Annotated in this window: 5 protein-coding genes; 4 read left to right on the top strand and 1 reads right to left on the bottom strand. The window is 39.0% G+C overall.

Translation table 11 applies throughout. The features are described 5' to 3' along the window. The first annotated feature begins 285 nt into the window (after nucleotides 1-285). The 3 genes from ACP6PL_RS07175 to ACP6PL_RS07185 all read left to right on the top strand — a co-directional run bounded on the left by ACP6PL_RS07175 (nucleotide 286) and on the right by ACP6PL_RS07185 (nucleotide 16,904). The gene (locus ACP6PL_RS07175) at nucleotides 286-5,676 is read left to right on the top strand and encodes a trifunctional serine/threonine-protein kinase/ATP-binding protein/sensor histidine kinase (protein ID WP_426544013.1); all 5,391 of its coding nucleotides are present in this window, start codon (nucleotides 286-288) and stop codon (nucleotides 5,674-5,676) included. A 175-nt stretch (nucleotides 5,677-5,851) separates the two neighbouring features. Next, entirely contained in the window at nucleotides 5,852-11,326 is a 5,475-nt protein-coding gene (locus ACP6PL_RS07180) for a trifunctional serine/threonine-protein kinase/ATP-binding protein/sensor histidine kinase (RefSeq protein ID WP_426544015.1), read from the top strand. A gap of 175 nt (nucleotides 11,327-11,501) precedes the next feature. Next, nucleotides 11,502-16,904 carry a trifunctional serine/threonine-protein kinase/ATP-binding protein/sensor histidine kinase gene (locus ACP6PL_RS07185; protein WP_426544017.1) on the top strand — a complete coding sequence of 1,801 codons (5,403 nt, stop codon included), beginning with the start codon at nucleotides 11,502-11,504 and terminating at the stop codon, nucleotides 16,902-16,904. A 165-nt stretch (nucleotides 16,905-17,069) separates the two neighbouring features. Here ACP6PL_RS07185 and ACP6PL_RS07190 read toward each other — a convergent pair whose 3' ends face one another. Next, nucleotides 17,070-18,767 (bottom strand): EAL domain-containing protein, encoded by a 1,698-nt coding sequence (locus tag ACP6PL_RS07190; protein ID WP_426544019.1) that lies wholly within the window; start codon nucleotides 18,765-18,767, stop codon nucleotides 17,070-17,072. A gap of 816 nt (nucleotides 18,768-19,583) precedes the next feature. Here ACP6PL_RS07190 and ACP6PL_RS07195 point away from each other — a divergent pair. Continuing rightward, nucleotides 19,584-20,330, top strand: a complete 747-nt coding sequence (locus tag ACP6PL_RS07195; RefSeq protein ID WP_426544021.1) for a PAP/fibrillin family protein — start codon at nucleotides 19,584-19,586, stop codon at nucleotides 20,328-20,330. Nucleotides 20,331-20,595: the final 265 nt, after the last annotated feature.

Raw genomic sequence — 20,595 nt, forward strand, 5'->3', positions numbered from 1 at the left:
AGGGGAGGCTTTAAACCAGAATTATTTAATTATTAATAATTAATAATTGGGTAAGATTATCTGTAATTCAACAGTTAGGTAAGGTACAATTTTTACCATCACTATTCCTAGATAAAATTAAAGCCTAAACTGTAGCAATAACCATCAAGCAACCATTACCCCTGCACTAATGATTCAAACAGAGAACTGTAAATATTCTTATACTAGTTGGACTTTAGGAAACAAATGAAGTAAACTAGGCTGAATATAATAAAAATTAGACTCAACGACGAACAAACCGAGCCAATGAGTAAGACAAAAATAATTAAAATAGCCAATTATCAAGCAACAGAACTGATTCACGAAAGCGACCGAACTCTTGTGTATCGCGGTCAGAATGTGGAGAATGGACAATCGGTTATTATCAAATTGATGCGCAATGAATATCCTTCCTTTAGAGAATTGGTGCAGTTTAGAAATCAATATGCAATTAGTAAAAACCTGGAGATAGAAGGGATCATCAAAACCTATGCTCTAGAGCGCTACGAAAACGGCTACGCAATAATTATGGAAGATATGGCAGGGGTATCTTTAGCCGAGTATGAGGAAAAATTCTCCTTCTGTATTCCCCAATTTCTAGATATTGCCATCCAACTATCAGAAATTCTACACCAACTCCACAATAACTCGATTATTCATAAAGATATTAAACCCGCAAATATCCTGATTCATCCAGAAACCAAACAAGTAAAATTAATCGATTTTAGTATTTCTACTCTGTTAGCGAAAGAAACCCAAACCATTCAAACTCCTAATGTCCTAGAGGGAACATTAGCCTATCTATCTCCAGAGCAAACAGGAAGGATGAATCGGGCAGTGGACTATCGCAGTGATTTTTATTCACTGGGAGTGACATTTTATGAATTACTGAAGGGAGATTTACCCTTTAGGAGTAAAGATGCCTTAGAAGTTATTCATGCTCATATAGCTTTGTCTCCAGAACCCATAAGTAACTCAATGCTCTTAGGGGGTTGTTTATGTCCGCCAACCTTGTCGGATATTGTCCTCAAACTGATGGCAAAAAATGCCGAAGAACGCTATCAAAGTGGTTTGGGACTAAAATATGACCTGGAAAAATGTCGCAGTCAATATCAAGAAAAAGGCAAAATAGAGTTTTTTGAATTAGGAGAAAGAGATATTTGCGAGCGCTTTATGATTCCGGAAAAACTCTATGGACGAGAAAAAGAAGTCCAAGCACTACTCAATTCCTTCGAGAGAGTGGCTGAAGGAAAAAGTGAAATGATGCTGGTGACAGGATTTTCTGGAATTGGAAAAACGGCGGTGGTGAATGAAGTTCACAAACCCATAGTCAAACAACGGGGCTATTTTGTCAAAGGGAAATTTGACCAATTCAATCGTAATATTCCTTTCTCTGCCTTTGTTATAGCCTTCCGTAGCTTAATGGGGCAAATTATCAGCGAATCTGATGCCGAATTACAAGAGTGGAAAACGAAAATCCTGAAAGCAGTGGGACATAACGGACAAGTTCTCATTGATGTTATCCCTGAACTTGAAACAGTTATTGACAAACAACCTCCCGTCTCCGAACTATCAGGAAGTGCTGCCCAAAATCGCTTTAACTTGCTATTTGAGAAATTTATTACCGTCTTTACTACCCAAGAACATCCTTTAGTTATCTTTATTGATGACTTGCAATGGGCAGATTCGGCATCATTGAATCTGATGAAAGTGTTGATGGGGAATAGCACAACAGGATATCTACTGCTTATTGGAGCATATCGGGATAACGAAGTTTTCCCCGCTCATCCTCTGATGTTGACTCTAGCAGAATTGGAGGCGCAGGAAGCAGCAATTTCTACCATTACCCTGGCTCCGTTATCTGTACATCACATCAATCAGCTTGTAGCAGAAACCCTAATTTGTCAAGTAGAACAATCTCAACCACTGACAGAATTGGTTTATCAAAAAACGCAAGGAAATCCCTTCTTTACTACGCAATTCTTGAAAGGGTTGTATCAAGATAAATTGATTGTATTTAATCCTCATTTGGGATATTGGGAATGTGATTTGGTGCAGGTACGAGATGCAGCTCTCACGGATGATGTGGTGGAATTTATGGCCCGAAGGTTGCAGAAGTTGCCAGAAGGGACACAAGAGGTGTTGAAGTTAGCGGCTTGTATTGGCAACCAGTTTGATTTGGAGACTTTAGCAGTTGTTTGTGAAACCTCACCAGAGGAAGTGGCGAGCCAACTTTGGAGTGCGCTGCAATTCGGGATGGTTTTACCGATTAGCCAAGCTTACAAGTTTTTTCAGGGTGAGATTAATTCTAGCCCAACTGAGGCGATAAAAGTAAATTATCGTTTCCTGCATGATCGTGTTCAACAAGCTGCTTATGCTTTAATTCCAGAAGAAAAAAAGCAAATCGCGCACGTTCAAATTGGTCGGCTGTTGCTTGCTAACATATCGCCAGATAAACTTTTTGAGCGCATTTTTGCAATTGTCAATCACTTAAATAAAGGGACTGACAATCCTCAAACCCAGAAAGAACGCTCGGAACTCCTTCGTCTCAACCGCATTGCCGGAATCAGAGCCAAAGAAACCACAGCATATGAATCGGCGATTGACTATTTTGAAATAGCCAGGAAACTTTTACCAACCGATAGTTGGCAGCAGTGCTATGAAGTCACTTTGGAGGTTTACCTTAACTTAGCAGAGGTTAACTATCTATCAGGAAAATTTGCCACATCTCTTGCCCTTGTTGAATTGATCGTGCAATCCACAAAACAGGCCATTGATCGGGCTGAAGCATTTAATCTTGCTGTTTTGCAATTTACCTTACAGGGAGAATTCCTTCAGGCGCTTGAATATGGGAAAAAATCTTTAGACTGCTTGAATTTCGACTTATCAGAAACGAACCTAAAAGAAAAAATTGAATCTTGTCAAGCTCAGATTGACCTCAAGCTTGGCAATCGGAAGATAGAACAGATTGTTTCGGAGCCTGAAGCAACCGATCCACAGAAGCGTGAAATTATCAAAATACTCAATAATTTGTTAGTGCCAACTTATGTGCTGCAAAAAGAAGACTTGTACTTTCTGATTACATTATCAATTGTTTTTATATCCCTAGACTTTGGTATGGTTGCTGAATCAAGCTATGGATTTTCTTCCTATGGGATGTATGTGGGAGGAAAACAGGGCAATTATCAATTAGGCTATGAATTTGGCCAACTTGCAGAAAATTTAGCTAAACGCTTCCGTCAGGGCAGCGATCTCTGTAAAGCGTGTTACATTCTGGGGAATAACATCCTGTCTTGGGTACGCCCTCTACGTGAAGCAGAATCTATTTTCAATGAAGGGTTGGTTGCTGGATTGGAGTCTGGAGAACTGATTTTTTCGGCAAATATTCTAATGTACAAGTCCTTGAACCCATTTTATGCGGGGGATAATATTCTAGAAATCCAGGAAACCCTTCCACAACATTTGGAGTTTGCTACTCAGACGCTCAATTATCAACTTTGCGTGGATGTTATGGTTGGCTTGAATATTTGGCTTGCCGATATCACCAAAAAGTCCTCGAACGATCTTTGCACCGAACAGCAGTATTTAGAGAATTGTAAGGCCAATAACAGCACCTATGCTATTTGTCATTATTGGATCTTAAAAACGAAAGTTTTGTGTTTGTATGGTCGCTATGAAGAGGCTCTGAGCGCAGCACGCTCTGCAGAGGAAATTATTAATGCTATCCCTGGTAAATATCAGGTTGCAGCTCTGAATTTTTATCAGTCGATAGCTGCAATAGAATATTGTCGTCTTCATTCCTTAAATTCAAACAATGATTATTTGGAAAAAGTCAGGCTCAACCAAGCTAAATTCAAGCAGTGGGCAGCGAGTTGCCCTGAAAACTTTTCCCACAAATACTTTTTAGTTGATGCTGCTGCGAACAGTTTATCAGGAAATAAAGTAGACTGTATTGACCTTTATGATCGCGCCATTGCTGGAGCTAAAGAAAACAAATATATCCAAGAAGAAGCCTTAGCTAACGAACTCGCTGCCAAATTCTACCTCGACTGGGGCAAAGAAAAATTTGCCACCCTTTATCTACAAGAAGCTTACTATTGCTATGCTCAATGGGGAGCCAAAGCCAAAGTCCAAGACCTCGAATTACGCTATCCCGAACTATTAAAACCAATTTTGCAACGAACTCGTTTTTCCTCATCTTCAAATGCAAGCATTTATAAAATCACCAGTAATTCTCATTCTCAAACCGCAACAATTACTAATATATCTTCCATTCTTGACTTCTCTTCTTTATTAAAAGCCTCTCAAACCCTATCAGGAGAAATAGAACTAGATCGCTTACTCTCCACTCTGATGAAGATTATTATCGAAAATGCTGGCGCTACCAAAGGTGCACTATTACTCACCAGCCAACAAGGATTAACTGTAGAAGCGATCGCCACTCGGATTGCAGATAGCAGTAAATTAACCATAGATTTATTAAATCAATCCATTCCCCTCGAAGATAGTATTGACTTACCAGTAGGAGTAATTAACTATGTCAGACGCACCACACAAACAGCACTTTTAGATGCCCAAGCTGCCCAAGAACAGTTTGCTGCCGATAGTTATTTACTGCGTTTTCATCCCCAAAGTTTACTATGTATGCCTTTACAAGAGAGAGGGAAATTCATCGGCATTCTCTATTTAGAAAATCGTTTAACCACAGATGCGTTTACTAATGAACGTCTAGAAATTCTAGATACCCTCTGCGCTCAAGCAGCGATATCCTTAGAAAATGCCAGATTGTATCAACAATCGCAACAAGCTCTTAAAGATTTACAAGAGGCTCAACTGCAATTAGTTCAAAGTGAAAAAATGGTCACTTTGGGGAATCTGGTAGCAGGAGTGGCTCACGAAATCAATAATCCGCTTGGGTTTATTGGAGGGAATATCGACGCAGGTTTTGAGCACTTGCAAGATTTATTGACAGCAATTCATCTGTATCAACAATATGGCTCTATCCCTGATGAAATTATTGCAGAGATTGAAGACCTAGAGTTGGATTTTGTCGCCGAAGATTTCCCCAAACTGATGGCATCAATGGAAGAAGGAGTCGAGCGCATTCGCAATATCAGCACATCTCTGCGAACATTCTCTCGGACGGATACCGAAAACAAAACCGAGTTTAATTTGCATGATGGAATTGACAGCACCTTATTAATCTTAAAATATCGCCTCAAAGCTAATGAAAACCGTCCAGGGATTGAGATTATTAAAAATTATGGTAAGATTCCGCCCGTGAAATGCTATGCGGGGCAAATCAACCAAGTATTTATGAATTTGTTAGCCAATGGGATTGATGCTTTGGATGAAAGCAATGCGGGAAAAACCTTTCAAGAACTAGAAAAAGAACCAAATAAAATTACTATTACAACAGAATTAAGCGAGGATAAAAAGAAGGCGATAGTGCGAATTGCCGACAATGGGACGGGAATACCAGAAGAGGTAAAAGCCAGGCTATTCGAGTCAGGATTTACCACTAAAGCAGTAGGCAAAGGAACAGGTTTAGGGATGGCGATCGCTCATCAAATAGTCACAGAAAAACACGGTGGTAAAATTATCTGTAATTCAACAGTTGGGGAAGGTACAATTTTTACGATCGTGATTCCCAGATAAAATCTCCCCTTCCTTTAAACTGTAGCAATAGCCACCAAGCCAGCATTACCCGAGCACTAATGATTCAAACAGAGAACTGTAAATATTCTTATACTATTTGGACTTTAGGAAACAAATGAAGTAAACTAGGCTGAATATAATAAAAATTAGACTCAACGACGAACAAACCGAGCCAATGAGTAAGACAAAAACAATTACAATAGCCAATTATCAAGCAAGAGAACTTATTCATAAAAGCGAACGTACCCTAGTCTATCGGGGTCAGAATGTGGAGAATGGACAATTGGTTATGATCAAATTGATGCGCAATCAATATCCTACCTTTAGAGAATTGGTTCAGTTTAGAAATCAATATGCAATTAGCAAAAATCTAGAGATAGAAGGGATCATCAAAACTTATGCCCTCCAACGCTACGAAAACCGCTATGCCCTAATTATGGAAGATGTGGGAGGAATATCTTTAGCCGAGTATGAAGAAAAATCGTCCTTCTCTATTCCCCAATTTCTAGATATTGCGATCCAACTGTCAGAAATTCTACACCAACTCCACAATAACTCGATTATTCATAAAGATATTAAACCCGCAAATATCCTGATTCATCCAGAAACCAAACAAGTAAAATTAATCGATTTTAGTATTTCTACTCTGTTAGCGAAAGAAACCCAAACCATTCAAACTCCTAATGTCCTAGAGGGAACATTAGCCTATCTATCTCCAGAGCAAACAGGAAGGATGAATCGGGCAGTGGACTATCGCAGTGATTTTTATTCACTAGGAGTGACATTTTATGAATTACTGAAGGGAGATTTACCCTTTAGGAGTGATGATGCCTTAGAACTAATTCATGCTCATATAGCACTGTCCCCAGAGCCTTTGAGTGGGTTGGTGGTATTAGGGGGTGATTTATGTCCACCAACCCTATCAGATATTGTCCTGAAACTGATGGCGAAAAATGGCGAAGAGCGGTATCAGAGTGCTTTGGGGCTCAAATATGACCTAGAAAAATGTCGGAGTCAATATCAAGAAAGGGGGAAAATAGAGTCTTTTGAATTAGGAGAGCGGGACTTGTGCGATCGCTTCATTATCCCTGAAAAACTCTACGGAAGAGAAAAAGAAGTCCAAGTTCTACTTGATGTCTTCGAGGGAGTAGCTAATCCCCCCCCAACTCCCCTGAGTAAGGGGGGAGGTAGAGCAAAAATGATGCTAGTAGCAGGATTTTCTGGTATCGGTAAAACTGCTGTTATCAACGAAGTTCACAAACCAATTGTGAAACAACGAGGCTATTTTGTCAAAGGAAAATTCGACCAATTCAATCGTAATATTCCTTTCAGCGCCTTTGTGCAAGCGTTTCGTAATTTAATGGGGCAATTACTCGGAGAATCCAATGCCGAATTGCAAGGGTGGAAAACTCAAATTCTGGAAGCGTTGGGCAATAACGGACAAGTCCTGATTGATGTGATTCCCGAACTCGAAAGAGTGATTGGCAAACAGTCTCCTGTCCCAGAACTATCAGGGAGTGCTGCCCAAAATCGTTTTAACTTACTCTTCGAGAAATTTATTGCTGTCTTCACCACAAAAGAACATCCCTTAGTTATTTTTCTCGATGATTTGCAATGGGCAGATTCAGCATCATTAAATCTGATCAAGGTATTGATGGGTAATAACAATGCAGGATATCTACTGCTTCTGGGAGCCTATAGAGATAACGAAGTGTTTCCGGCTCATCCCCTGATGTTGACATTGGCAGAGATAGAGAAACAAAAAGCTGCTATTTCTACTATTACTCTTGCTCCCTTATCCGTGGATCATATTAATCAGCTCGTTGTAGAAACCCTAAGTTGCCAAGTCGAACAATCTGAGCCTCTGACAGAATTGGTTTATCAAAAGACCCAAGGTAATCCCTTTTTTACCACCCAGTTTTTGAAAGGATTGTATGAGGATAAATTGATTGTATTTAACGCCAATTTGGGATATTGGGAATGCGATTTAGTAAAGGTACGGGATGCTGCTCTGACAAATGATGTGGTGGAATTTATGGCAGGACGCTTGCAGAAGTTGCCTGTCGCAACACAGGAGGTGTTGAAATTAGCGGCTTGCATTGGCAACCAGTTTGAATTAGAGACTTTGGCTGTTGTTTGTGAAACTCCCTCAGAAGAAATGGCAAGTGAGCTTTGGGCTGCGCTGCAAGAAAGGATGATTTTACCGACTAGCGAAGCTTACAAATTTTTCCAGGGCGACATTGACTCGACTTCAGCCGAGACAGTTACTGTCAATTATCGCTTTTTGCATGATCGCGTTCAACAAGCAGCTTATTCTTTGATTCCTAAAGTTGAATGTGCCCAAACCCACTTAAAAATCGGATGGTTGTTATTGGAGAATGCCACAGGCATGTCGCTAAAGTCATATCAACCCCATCTTCAGTCTGATATCAAGAATCTTTTCAATATTGTTAATCAACTAAATCTGGGTGCCGATCTGCTAGAAGATCGCCAAGAAAAAGAAACTCTATCCTATTTCAACTTACAAGCTGGACGCAAAGCAAAAATATCGACTGCTTACACAACAGTCTTGGATTATAGCGAGCAGGGACTGGCATTGCTGGATGACAATCCTTGGACAGCACAGTACAACTTGTGTCTGAGTTTAACGGAACTCGCTGCGGAGGCTGCCTATCTCTGCGGTGATTTTCAGCGAATGTCCCGTTTGGTAGCAGCAATCCGCGACAACGCTCGGACGCTACTTGATCGCATTAAAGCCGACGAGATAGAAATTCAAGGATTAATGGCTTGCTGTCAATTTAGCGAAGAGATGGAAGCCGCGTATCATGTCCTCCAGTTGCTAGGTGTTGAACTGCCAAAGCCAATCTCACCAGAAGATATCAACAGTGCCTTGGCCAGGGTGCGTTCGCAGTTCGGCACGCGCCCTATTGCGTCCCTAGAGACTCTACCCGATATGGACGATCCTGAAAAAAATGCTGCTATGCGGGTTTTACTTGCTGCGATTCCTGCTGCTTATATCATCAACCCTTCACTCTTTTTGCTCATGGTTTTGCAGCAGATGTCCCTGTCTTTGGAGTATGGCAACTCAGCCATTTCGTCCTTTTCCTATGCAGCTTATGGAATTGTGCGCTGTGGCATTGAGGCTGATGTGACTGGGGGCTATGAGTTTGGAATCTTAGCCATAGAGATGTTGAAAGCTCGGCATCGAGCGCGTCAGGCGCCTGATCTTCATGCGATTGTCACCTACGTCTTTCATACATTCCTTTCCCATTGGTGCGTACCGCTACGGGAGTCTATCAGTGGATTGAAGCAGGTTTATCTGACAGCCCTTGAATCGGGCGATCTGCAACATGCTGCTCTATCCTCATATCGTCATTCGCAGCATTTGATGTATGTTGGATGCCCTCTAGTTGAACTCAAAGCAGAAGCCGAGCTTAATGGCATAGCAATTGAGAGGACAACTTTGCTCAACAGCCTGTCTTGGAACGATCATATCCGTCAATTTGCCCAGAATTTTATGGGTGAGACAACAGTTCCCTGGGTGTTGAGCGGTGATGCTTACGATGAAGTACAAGCGATCAAAAAGTATCGCACCGAGGCAGATCGGAGCGGACTTCACTTCATCTACCACGCTAAACTCTTGCTGAACTACTTCTTTGCTCGTTATGATGAGGCGAGGGAAAATAGCAATCTTGCTTTAGAGTATATTGATAGCGTAATGGCCTCTGCTGCGGTTCCGGTGTTTTATTTCTACGATTCGCTAGTTCATCTGGCACTTTGTCAAACAGACAACATTGACAAAGCACAATGCTTAGAACGCGCAGATTCCAATCAAATCAAAATGCAAATGTGGGCTGAGTCTGCACCCACCAACTACCGTCACAAGTTTCATTTAGTTGCAGCTGAACGTCATCGTGTTGAAGGTAAGTATCTTGAAGCAATAGAGCAATATGATCGTACGATAACTGGAGCTAAAGAAAACGAATATATCCAAGAAGAAGCCTTAGCCAACGAACTATTCGCTAAATTTTACCTCGACTGGAGTCGGGAAAAAGAGGCTTCAGTATATATGCAAGAAGCCTACTATTGTTATGCTCAATGGGGAGCCAAAGCGAAAACAGACGATCTCGAACAACGCTATCCCCAACTATTAAAACCAATTTTACAACGCGATCAGCAATCCTTATATTCAAATACAAGCATTTCTAAAATCACCAGTAATTCTTATTCTCAAACCGCAACTGTTGCCAATATTTCCTCTATTCTTGACTTCTCTTCTTTATTAAAAGCCTCTCAAACCTTATCAGGAGAAATCGAACTAGATCGCCTCCTCTCCACTTTGATGAAGATTATCATCGAAAATGCTGGAGCTACCAAAGGTGCATTATTATTAACAGGCGAACAAGGATTGACGGTAGAAGCTATCGCTACTCGGATTGCAGATAGCAGTAATAAATTAACCATAGATTCATTAAATCAATCCATTCCCCTCGAAGATAGTATTGACTTACCAGTAGGATTGATTAACTATGTCAGACGCACCACACAAACAGCACTTTTAGATGCCCAAGCTGCCCAAGAACAGTTTGCTGCCGATAGTTATTTACTGCGTTTTCATCCCCAAAGTTTACTATGTATGCCTTTACAAGAGAGAGGGAAATTCATCGGCATTCTCTATTTAGAAAATCGTTTAACCACAGATGCGTTTACTAATGAACGTCTAGAAATTCTAGATACCCTCTGCGCTCAAGCAGCGATATCCTTAGAAAATGCCAGATTGTATCAACAATCGCAACAAGCTCTCAAGGATTTACAAGAGGCTCAACTGCAATTAGTACAAAATGAAAAAATGGTCACTTTGGGGAATCTGGTAGCAGGAGTAGCTCACGAAATTAATAATCCGGTTGGTTTTATAGGAGGGAATATTAGTATGGCACAAGAGTATTTACAAGATTTGCTCACTATAGTTTCTTTATATCAAGAAAATACATCTCTACCAGAGTCAATTATCGTAGACATTGAGGCTCTAGAACCTGAATTTATTGCTGAAGATTTCCCAAAACTGATGGCATCGATGCAAGAGGGATGTGCTCGCATTGCTAATATCAGCACATCTTTACGAACCTTTTCGCGCACGGATACCATCAACAAAACTGAGTTTAATCTACATGACGGAATAGATAGCACCTTATTAATCTTAAAATATCGCCTCAAAGCTAATGAAAACCGTCCAGCTATTGAAGTGGTTAAAAATTATGGTAAGATTCCGCCCGTGAAATGCTATGCGGGGCAACTCAATCAAGTGTTTATGAATCTGTTAGCTAATGCGATTGATGCTTTGGATGAAAGCAATGCGGGAAAAACCTTTCAAGAAATAGAAAAAGAACCAAATCGTATTACGATTAAAACTGAATTACGGGACAGTAACAATAGTGTAATTGTACAAATTTCTGACAATGGAGTGGGAATACCAGAAGAAGTGAAAGCAAAAATATTCGAGCAAGGATTTACCACAAAAGTAGTGGGAAAAGGAACGGGTTTAGGGATGGCGATCGCTCATCAAATAGTCACAGAAAAACACGGTGGTAAGATTATCTGTAATTCAACGGTTGGGGAAGGTACAATTTTTACGATCGTGATTCCCAGATAAAATCTCCCCTTCCTTTAAACTGTAGCAATAGCCACCAAGCCAGCATTACCCGAGCACTAATGATTCAAACAGAGAACTGTAAATATTCTTATACTATTTGGACTTTAGGAAACAAATGAAGTAAACTAGGCTGAATATAATAAAAATTAGACTCAACGACGAACAAACCGAGCCAATGAGTAAGACAAAAATAATTAAAATAGCCAATTATCAAGCAACAGAACTGATTCACGAAAGCGACCGAACCCTTGTGTATCGCGGTCAGAATGTGGAGAATGGACAATCAGTTATTATCAAATTAATTCGCAATGAATATCCATCCTTTAGAGAATTAGTGCAGTTTAGAAATCAATATGCCATTAGCAAAAACCTAGACATAGAAGGCATCATTAAGACCTATGCCATAGAGCGCTACGAAAACCGCTACGCCATGATTATGGAAGATATGGCAGGGGTATCTTTAGCCGAGTATGAGGGAAAATTATCCTTTTCTATTCCCCAATTTCTATATATTGCGATCCAACTGTCTGAAATTCTACACCAACTCCACAATAACTCAATTATTCACAAAGATATTAAACCAGCAAATATACTGATTCATCCAGAAACCAAACAAGTAAAATTAATAGATTTTAGTATTTCTACTCTGTTAGCGAAAGAAACCCAAACCATTCAAACTCCTAATGTCCTAGAGGGAACATTAGCCTATCTATCTCCAGAGCAAACAGGAAGGATGAATCGGGCAGTGGACTATCGCAGTGATTTTTATTCACTAGGAGTGACATTTTATGAATTACTGAAGGGAGATTTACCCTTTAGGAGTGATGATGCCTTAGAACTAATTCATGCTCATATAGCCCTTTCTCCAGAACCCCTGAGTAAGTCCGTGGTATCAGGGTGTGATTTATGTCCGCTAACCCTATCGGAGATTGCCCTTAAACTAATGGCGAAAAATGCCGAAGATCGCTATCAGAGTGCTTTGGGACTAAAATATGACCTAGAAAAATGTCGCAGTCAATATCAAGAAAGGGGGAAAATAGAGTCTTTTGAATTAGGAGAGCGGGATTTATGCGATCACTTCATTATCCCTGAAAAACTCTACGGAAGGGAACAAGAAGTCCAAGCATTACTTGATTGCTTCGAGAGAGTGGCTGAAGGAAAAAGGGAGCTGATGCTAGTAGCAGGATATTCCGGTATTGGAAAAACGGCTGTTGTCAACGAAGTTCACAAACCCATTATCAGGCAACGAGGTTACTTTATCAAAGGCAAATTCGACCAATTCAATCGCAATATTCCGTTTAGCGCCTTTGTCATCGCCTTCCGTAGTTTAATGGGGCAAATCCTCAGCGAATCTGATGCCGAATTACAAGAGTGGAAAACCAAAATCCTGGAAGCACTTGGTACTAACGGACAAGTTATGATCGAGGTCATTCCCGAACTCGAAAGAGTCATTGGCAAACAACCTCCTGCCCCAGAACTTTCCGGAAGTGCAGCCCAAAATCGCTTTAACTTACTCTTTCAGAAATTTATTGCTGTGTTTACCACAAAAGAACATCCCTTAGTGATGTTTCTTGATGACTTGCAATGGGCGGACTCGGCATCCTTAAATCTAATGAAGCTATTGATGGGAGATAATGAGACGGGCTATTTAATGTTACTCGGAGCATATCGAGATAACGAAGTTTTTCCCGCCCATCCCCTGATGTTAAGCTTGGCAGAATTGCAGAAAAAAGAAGCAACCATTTCTACCATTACTCTCCCTCCTTTAGCTAAAGATTATATCAATCAGTTAGTTGCCGAAACTCTCAGTTGCACGCTGGAGTTAGCCAATCCGTTAACCAAGCTAATCTATCGCAAAACCAAAGGTAATCCATTTTTTACCACCCAATTCTTAAAAGGATTATACAAAGATGGATTAATTGTATTTAATCGTCAGTTAGGATATTGGGAATGCGATTTGGTGAAGGTACAAGATGCAGCCCTTACGAATGATGTGGTGGAATTTATGGCAGGCCGCTTGCAAAAGTTGCCAGAAGGGACGCGAGAGGTCTTGAAATTAGCAGCTTGTATTGGTAACCAATTTGATTTGGAAACCCTGGCGATTGTGCGAGAAAATTCCTCAGAAGAAGTTGCTACAGAAATTTGGAGCGCGCTTCAGGAAGGAATAGTCCTGCCAATCGGGCAAGACTATAAGTTTTTTCAAGGAATTATCGCATCACCGTCCAGTAAGACAGTCATTGTGGGGTATCGATTTCTCCACGATCGCGTTCAACAAGCTGCTTATTCTTTTATTCCTGAAGATCAAAAACAATTGACTCATTTAACAATTGGACGACTGTTACTAGAAAATATTCCGGAAAGCGATCGCGAGTATCGCGTCTTTGATATTGTAAATCATTTCAATCTCGGACGGAAACTCATTGACGCATCAGACGAAAGATTGCAATTGGCGCGTTTGAATTTACAAGCAGGACAAAAAGCGCGACAAGGCGCAGCCTATCATGCAGCTTTTGCCTATATTTCCGTAGGATTAGAATGCTTACCCTCTGATTGCTGGCAAGAATATTACGAATTAACGTTGTCATTATATCGCGAAGGAGTCAATGCCGCTTGCACAAGTGGAGAGTTTGCAACAATGAATCAATGGATCAACGTTGCCTTAGACAATATCATTACCCTTCTTGATCGGATTCCCTTTTACGAAACCCAAATTCAAGCCTTTGTTGCCCAAAAACAACTATCAGAAGCCATTAGACTCGGCTTGGATACCTTGAAACAATTGGGGACAACCTTAAACGAGCATCCTCAACCCGAAGATTTCCCTCGTGGTATTCAGGAAATTAGCGCCAACTTAGCAGGGCGAACTATTGAAGATTTAATTGATTTACCACCAATGGTAGATCCTAGGGGATTAGCAATTTTGCGTATTTTGTGGCGATTGTCCTCCGTACTGGTTATAAGTGCGCCACAATTGATGCCACTTTGCACCTTTCAAGCAGTTAGACTCTCCATCGTGGAGGGAAACTCTATCTTATCTGCCCCTGCCTATGCAACCTATGGTATGATTCTCTGTAGTGCTATGGGGGATATTCCTACAGGTTATCGCTTCGGCAAACTTGCCCTAGAAATTCTCGATAAGTACGATGGCAAAACCGTTTACGTAAAAACTCTCGTGCGTTTTGAAACTGGCGTGCGCCACTGGCAAGATTCTCTTCACAATACACTACCTCGTTTGGCTCCTGGCTATCAACTGGCTCTAGAAGTTGGCGATCTGGAATCGGCAGCCATTTGTGCCGCAGGATATGGGTACCATTCTTATTTCTCCGGCCAAGAACTGACACAATTGGAACAAGAGCTAAAAACTTATAGCCAAGGAATGGAAGCTATCGGACAACAAACTATTTTGTATTGGAATAAAATTTATCACCAACAGGTGTTGAATTTATTGGGCAGATCCGCAGATCCCTGTTGCTTGGTAGGAGAGGCTTATGATGAAACTGTTTGCATTCCCATGCAGCAACAATATAAAGATGGAATTGGCTTAGGTATTGCCTATCTCTTCAAAGGGATGGCTTGTTACTTATTTTATCAAAAAGAGCGCGCTATTGATAATTTAAATATGACGGCTAACTACATCAAGCGGTTGGCTCCATTTGCATTTGCTCCTGCCTTTTATTTTTACACTGCCCTGGCTCATTTATCCCGTTATGAGATTGATTCGTGCAATCTCGAAGACGAACTGCCAGAAGCAGTCTGGACATCTCGACAAAAGTTTCAAGGGTGGGCAACCCATGCTCCCATGAATTATCAACATAAGTTGGACTTAATCGAAGCCGAAAAATATCGCGTTTTCGGACAATGCTATCAAGCTGGAGATTATTATGATCGCGCCATTGCTGGAGCAAAAGAAAACAAATATATCCAAGAAGAAGCCTTAGCTAACGAACTCGCTGCTAAATTCTACCTCGACTGGGGCAAAGAAAAATTTGCCACCCTTTATCTACAAGAAGCTTACTATTGCTATGCTCAATGGGGAGCCAAAGCCAAAGTCCAAGACCTCGAATTACGCTATCCCGAACTATTAAAACCAATTTTGCAACGAACTCGTTTTTCCTCATCTTCAAATGCAAGCATTTATAAAATCACCAGTAATTCTCATTCTCAAACCGCAACAATTACTAATATATCTTCCATTCTTGACTTCTCTTCTTTATTAAAAGCCTCTCAAACCCTATCAGGAGAAATAGAACTAGATCGCCTACTCTCCACTTTGATGAAGATTATCATCGAAAATGCTGGAGCAACTAAAGGTGCATTATTATTAACAGGCGAACAAGGATTGACAATAGAAGCTATCGCCACTCGGATTGCAGATAGCAGTAAATTAACCATAGATTCATTACATCAATCCATTCCTCTTGAAGAGTATCAAGACTTGCCCGTCGGATTGATTAACTATGTCAGACGCACCACACAAACAGCACTTTTAGATGCCCAAGCTGCCCAAGAACAGTTTGCTGCCGATAGTTATTTACTGCGTTTTCATCCCCAAAGTTTACTATGTATGCCTTTACAACAGAGAGGGAAATTCATCGGCATTCTCTACTTAGAAAATCGTTTAACCGCAGATGCCTTTACAAAAGAACGGGTAGAAATTTTAGATACCCTCTGCGCTCAAGCAGCGATATCCTTGGAAAATGCCAGATTGTATCAACAATCCCAACAAGCTCTTAAAGATTTACAAGAGGCTCAACTGCAATTAGTTCAAAGTGAAAAAATGGCCACCTTGGGGAATCTGGTAGCAGGAGTGGCTCACGAAATCAATAATCCGGTTGGCTTTATCAGTGGCAATGTGGATGCAGCCCAAGAACATTTGCAAGATTTGCTATCAGCCCTTTGTCTATATCAAGAAAACACTTCTCCTGCCGAAGAAATTGTCGAAAAAATCGAAGAGCTAGAAACAGATTTTATTGCCGAAGATTTCCCAAAACTAATTGCGTCAATGGCAGAGGGATGCCAAATAATTCGGAATATCAGCACATCTCTGCGAACCTTTTCCCGCACGGATACCGAAAACAAAACCGAGTTTAATTTGCACGATGGGATAGATAGCACATTATTAATTTTAAAATATCGCCTCAAAAGTAACGAAAAGCGTCCAGCCATTGAAATTATTAAAAATTACGGTAATATGCCACCAGTAAAATGCTATGCGGGGCAACTAAATCAAGTGTTTATGAATCTGTTGGCAAATGCTATTGATGCCTTGGATGAAAGCAATGCGGGAAAAACTTTTCAAGAAATAGAAAAAGAACCAAATCTTATTACCATTGAAACTGAAGTACATAACAGTAACAATAGTGTAATTGTACAAATTTCTGACAATGGAATGGGAATGCCAGAAGAAGTGAAAGCGAAAATATTCCAACAAGGATTTACCACAAAAGGAGTGGGTAAAGGCACGGGTTTAGGGATGGCGATCGCTCATCAAATAGTCACAGAAAAACACGGTGGTAAGATTATCTGTAATTCAACGGTTGGGGAAGGTACAATTTTTACAATCATTATTCCTAGATAAAATTTCGTCTTCCTTGAAAGTGTTCTGGTTAAATACTTATTGTGAGTAGGGGAGATTGAATATAAGTAATTAATATCATGTCCGGTTGAATAGTTATAATTAAAGCTTGTAGTAAAGCTCTAGCCCTATTTACAGTTTGGGCTAAAGCCCAACTACAAACAAAAATTACGGAGAAGTCAGGAGTGAGGAGGCAGAAGAGGCAAATTTAGAAAAATCTCTAGCACAAAGCGGACGACTAATTAAATAACCTTGAATTAATTCGCAACCATGAGCATATAAGAAATCGCTTTCTTCTTGAGTTTCTACTCCTTCTGCAATGACTTGAAAATCTAGTTGTTTAGCCATGCGAATAACAGCATTAGTAATCGCTGCATTTTTTATATTTTGATCAATATCTTGGACAAAAGAACGATCAATTTTTAGAGTTTTAAAATCGAAATGTTGTAAATATGCCAAAGAAGCATATCCTGTACCAAAATCATCAATTGAAACATCGATTTTGGCTGCTTTTAACATTTTAAACTGTTCTAATGTCATCTCAATATCTTGGACTAATACACTTTCCGTTAGTTCTAATTTAAGCGATGAAGATTCAATGTTATATTTTTTTAAAATATTTAAGATTTCTTCAGCGAAGTTAAGTTGATGAAATTGTTTACTTGAGATATTGACAGCAATTTGTAGATTAGGTAAGCCTTCTTTTTGCCAATCTTTTATTTGTTTACAAGCAGTTTCTAATATCCATTTACCTAGAGGAATGATTAAACCTATTTTTTCAGCTATAGGAATAAATTCAGCAGGAGAAACTCTACCTTTTTCAGGAGAATTCCAACGTATTAAAGCTTCTGCACCAAAAATCTTTTTTGTTCTTAAATTAAATTGTGGTTGATAATATAATTCAAATTGGTTTTCTTCAATAGCTTGATGTAATTTCATTTTTTGTTTTTGTAGTAAAAGAGCTTTTTCATCTTCCAGTTGCTTAACTCTATGTTGTAAAATTTCTAAGAGACCAGACATTTCTATCGGATCGATAATATTGGCTAGATCGGTTTCTGTTATTATTCCTAATAATTGCTCTTTTTCACCTGTTATAACTATCCTTCTTATTCGTAATTCTTCCATTTTTTGATATACTTTAATAAGGTTGTATTCTGGTTTTAAACAAAATAATGGATAACTCATTACTTGCTCTGCAGTAAGCTCTTTTAGATTTAGATCTAGTGCCTGAAACTGTACAATATCTTTTTCTGTAATAATTCCTACTGGAGTCAAAATATCTGATTTATGTTCGATTAAAATAACACAACTAACCTTATTAAAAACCATTTTTTTTGCTATTTCTATAACAGAAGTAGAGGGAACATCCCAAATTACATTACGACTCATAACTTCATCAATTTGTCGAAACCGCAAAAAATAGCGTGGACTTATAATTTCACGCAAACTAGATAAAGTAACTAACCCAATAGGATAAGCGTGTACATCTAAAATAGGTAAATGGCGAATACGATGACGACGCATTAAATTATAGGCAATGTATAAATCACTAAATTCATCGTAGGGAAGTGATACAACTGGAGTCGTCATTAGTTCACCAATCACTGTATTTTCTACTGTTTTTCCTTGAATAGTTAGTTTAACTAAATCTCTTTCTGTAAGAATTCCTACTAATTTTTTATTTTCTACAATTAAGATACAACTGCTACTTTTAACAAGATTTTTTGAAGTAGATATTCTATTTTCGCTAGAACTAACCTGACAATAACTTCCTTTTGTTTTTGTCATTAGACTAATAGCTTCATTTAAACTTGTTGAGGGCGTGAGAATACAGGGAGAAAAAATAATACTTTTAGCTACATCCATAAAATTAGATTCAGAGTAACACTACAAATATTATTTTAATTATATCTAATTATTCTAGGAAAAATGATACAATACTTTATACAAGCCATTTGGCATCTATTTAACAAATTACAAGTTCAATAGCCATCTGGGTTTTACGATTCTGGCAGTCATTTTTCGTAATTTTTCGGTCTCCTGAACCCCTATAGTTGTTAAACTCCCTAAAACTGCTTTCCAAAAAGCTTTGTATTTGAATAAAAGATACACTTAGGGGTTCTATATAAACTACAAAAATAGGAATTGTTTCAGTATCTGGTGCTTGAATTAGTGACTTGTTTAGTTAATTCTGCTAGACCAATCGAATTTTCATTACTTATATTTTTCTGCACTTTCCTTTTTATCTTTCCTAAAAAAAATAATACTAATACCACAATCTGACAAATAATTAAACTCTTCAATATAACTTTATAAATTGATCTAAATAAGCAGACAAAATTAAATATACAATAACTGTAGAAAGATTTACTTCCTGAAACATTACCGAATTATTAATTATTAATTGTTAATTAAATAATTGTGGTTTAAAGCCTCCCCTTGGATAGGGGAAAAAGCGGTCGAGGGATGGCGAGGTTTCCTCGCCATATCCAATCGACCAAGAGAAGAGAAATGATATTTCCCAATCTTCAATTCCGTAACGGTTTTAACCTTCTTGTAATTATCAATTATCCATTATCAATTAATGAAAGAAGCTTACTTTGGTTGGGATAGAAAACCTCTAGCCTATTAATGTTAAATTAATTTAATATAGGTAATTAATCTATAATCTAGGGAAAAATTATGAATGATATAGAAACAAGACTTGAAACAAAAGTTGCTTTGAGAGAAGCTTTGCAGAGCTATGATGGAGATGTTAAACAGCAGAAAGTTAAGGAAAAAATTGAGCAACTTTCTCAACTTAACCCCATAGTAAACCCAACCCATAGCTCCCTCCTAGAATCTCAAGAGTGGCTGTTAATTAGTGCCCCTTCTTTTCCTCAAGGAGAGAAACTTTCTAATGGTAAATATGCTTATACCTTGGGAAGGTTAGCATTTAATATGTTTGAACCTACTAATTTAAAATTAGTTATTGACTCTGTTAGACAGCCTGTTGTTTTATTAGGAGAAGGGGAAAAACGTAGTCATGATATTGTAGTTGAATTTAGTATTATTGATGAATTATTCCCACCATTAAAAGGTATTGTTCGTAATTTAGGTGTTTGTTATCCTGCTGATAATAACGCTTTACAAGTAGAATTTACAGGAGGAACTTTAGCTCCACAAAAGGGTGAAGATTTATCAATTTGGAAAGATATATTTGTTCAACCTAAAGCATCAAAAAAAGGGTTAAAAGAAAAATTAATGTCTGTATTTTTAAAGGTGATGTTTGGGTTAGTGCCACCCCAGGGCATGAATACAGAAACAGGAGAAATTTCTTTTACAATGAAGCGATCGCCCAAAGGTCGTTTAGAAGTGCTTTATTTAGATGAGGAACTTCGCATTACAAAAGGAGAAAAGGGAACTGTGTTAGTCTGTGAACGCCATTAATAATTAACAATTAACAATTAATAATTACCTCCTCTTAAAAACAAGAGGATTTGATAAAAATATTTTTTTCTTTTTTCTCCCTAATATAGAATCCGGATAATTGCTATAGCCAAGTCATTGGGACTGGAACGGAGTGGAAGGAAGCAATCTCAGAGGTTTCACGAGATTGCTTCCTATCGTCGATAGGGACGACTTTTCAAGCAGATTCTATATAACCCACATTCCGCACGACAAAATGTAGTACATAAAGAGGGGAAAAGTTGAA

It is taken from the genome of Dapis purpurea BLCC-M126 (genome assembly GCF_050015975.1).
In the GTDB taxonomy this organism is placed as follows: domain Bacteria; phylum Cyanobacteriota; class Cyanobacteriia; order Cyanobacteriales; family Microcoleaceae; genus Trichodesmium.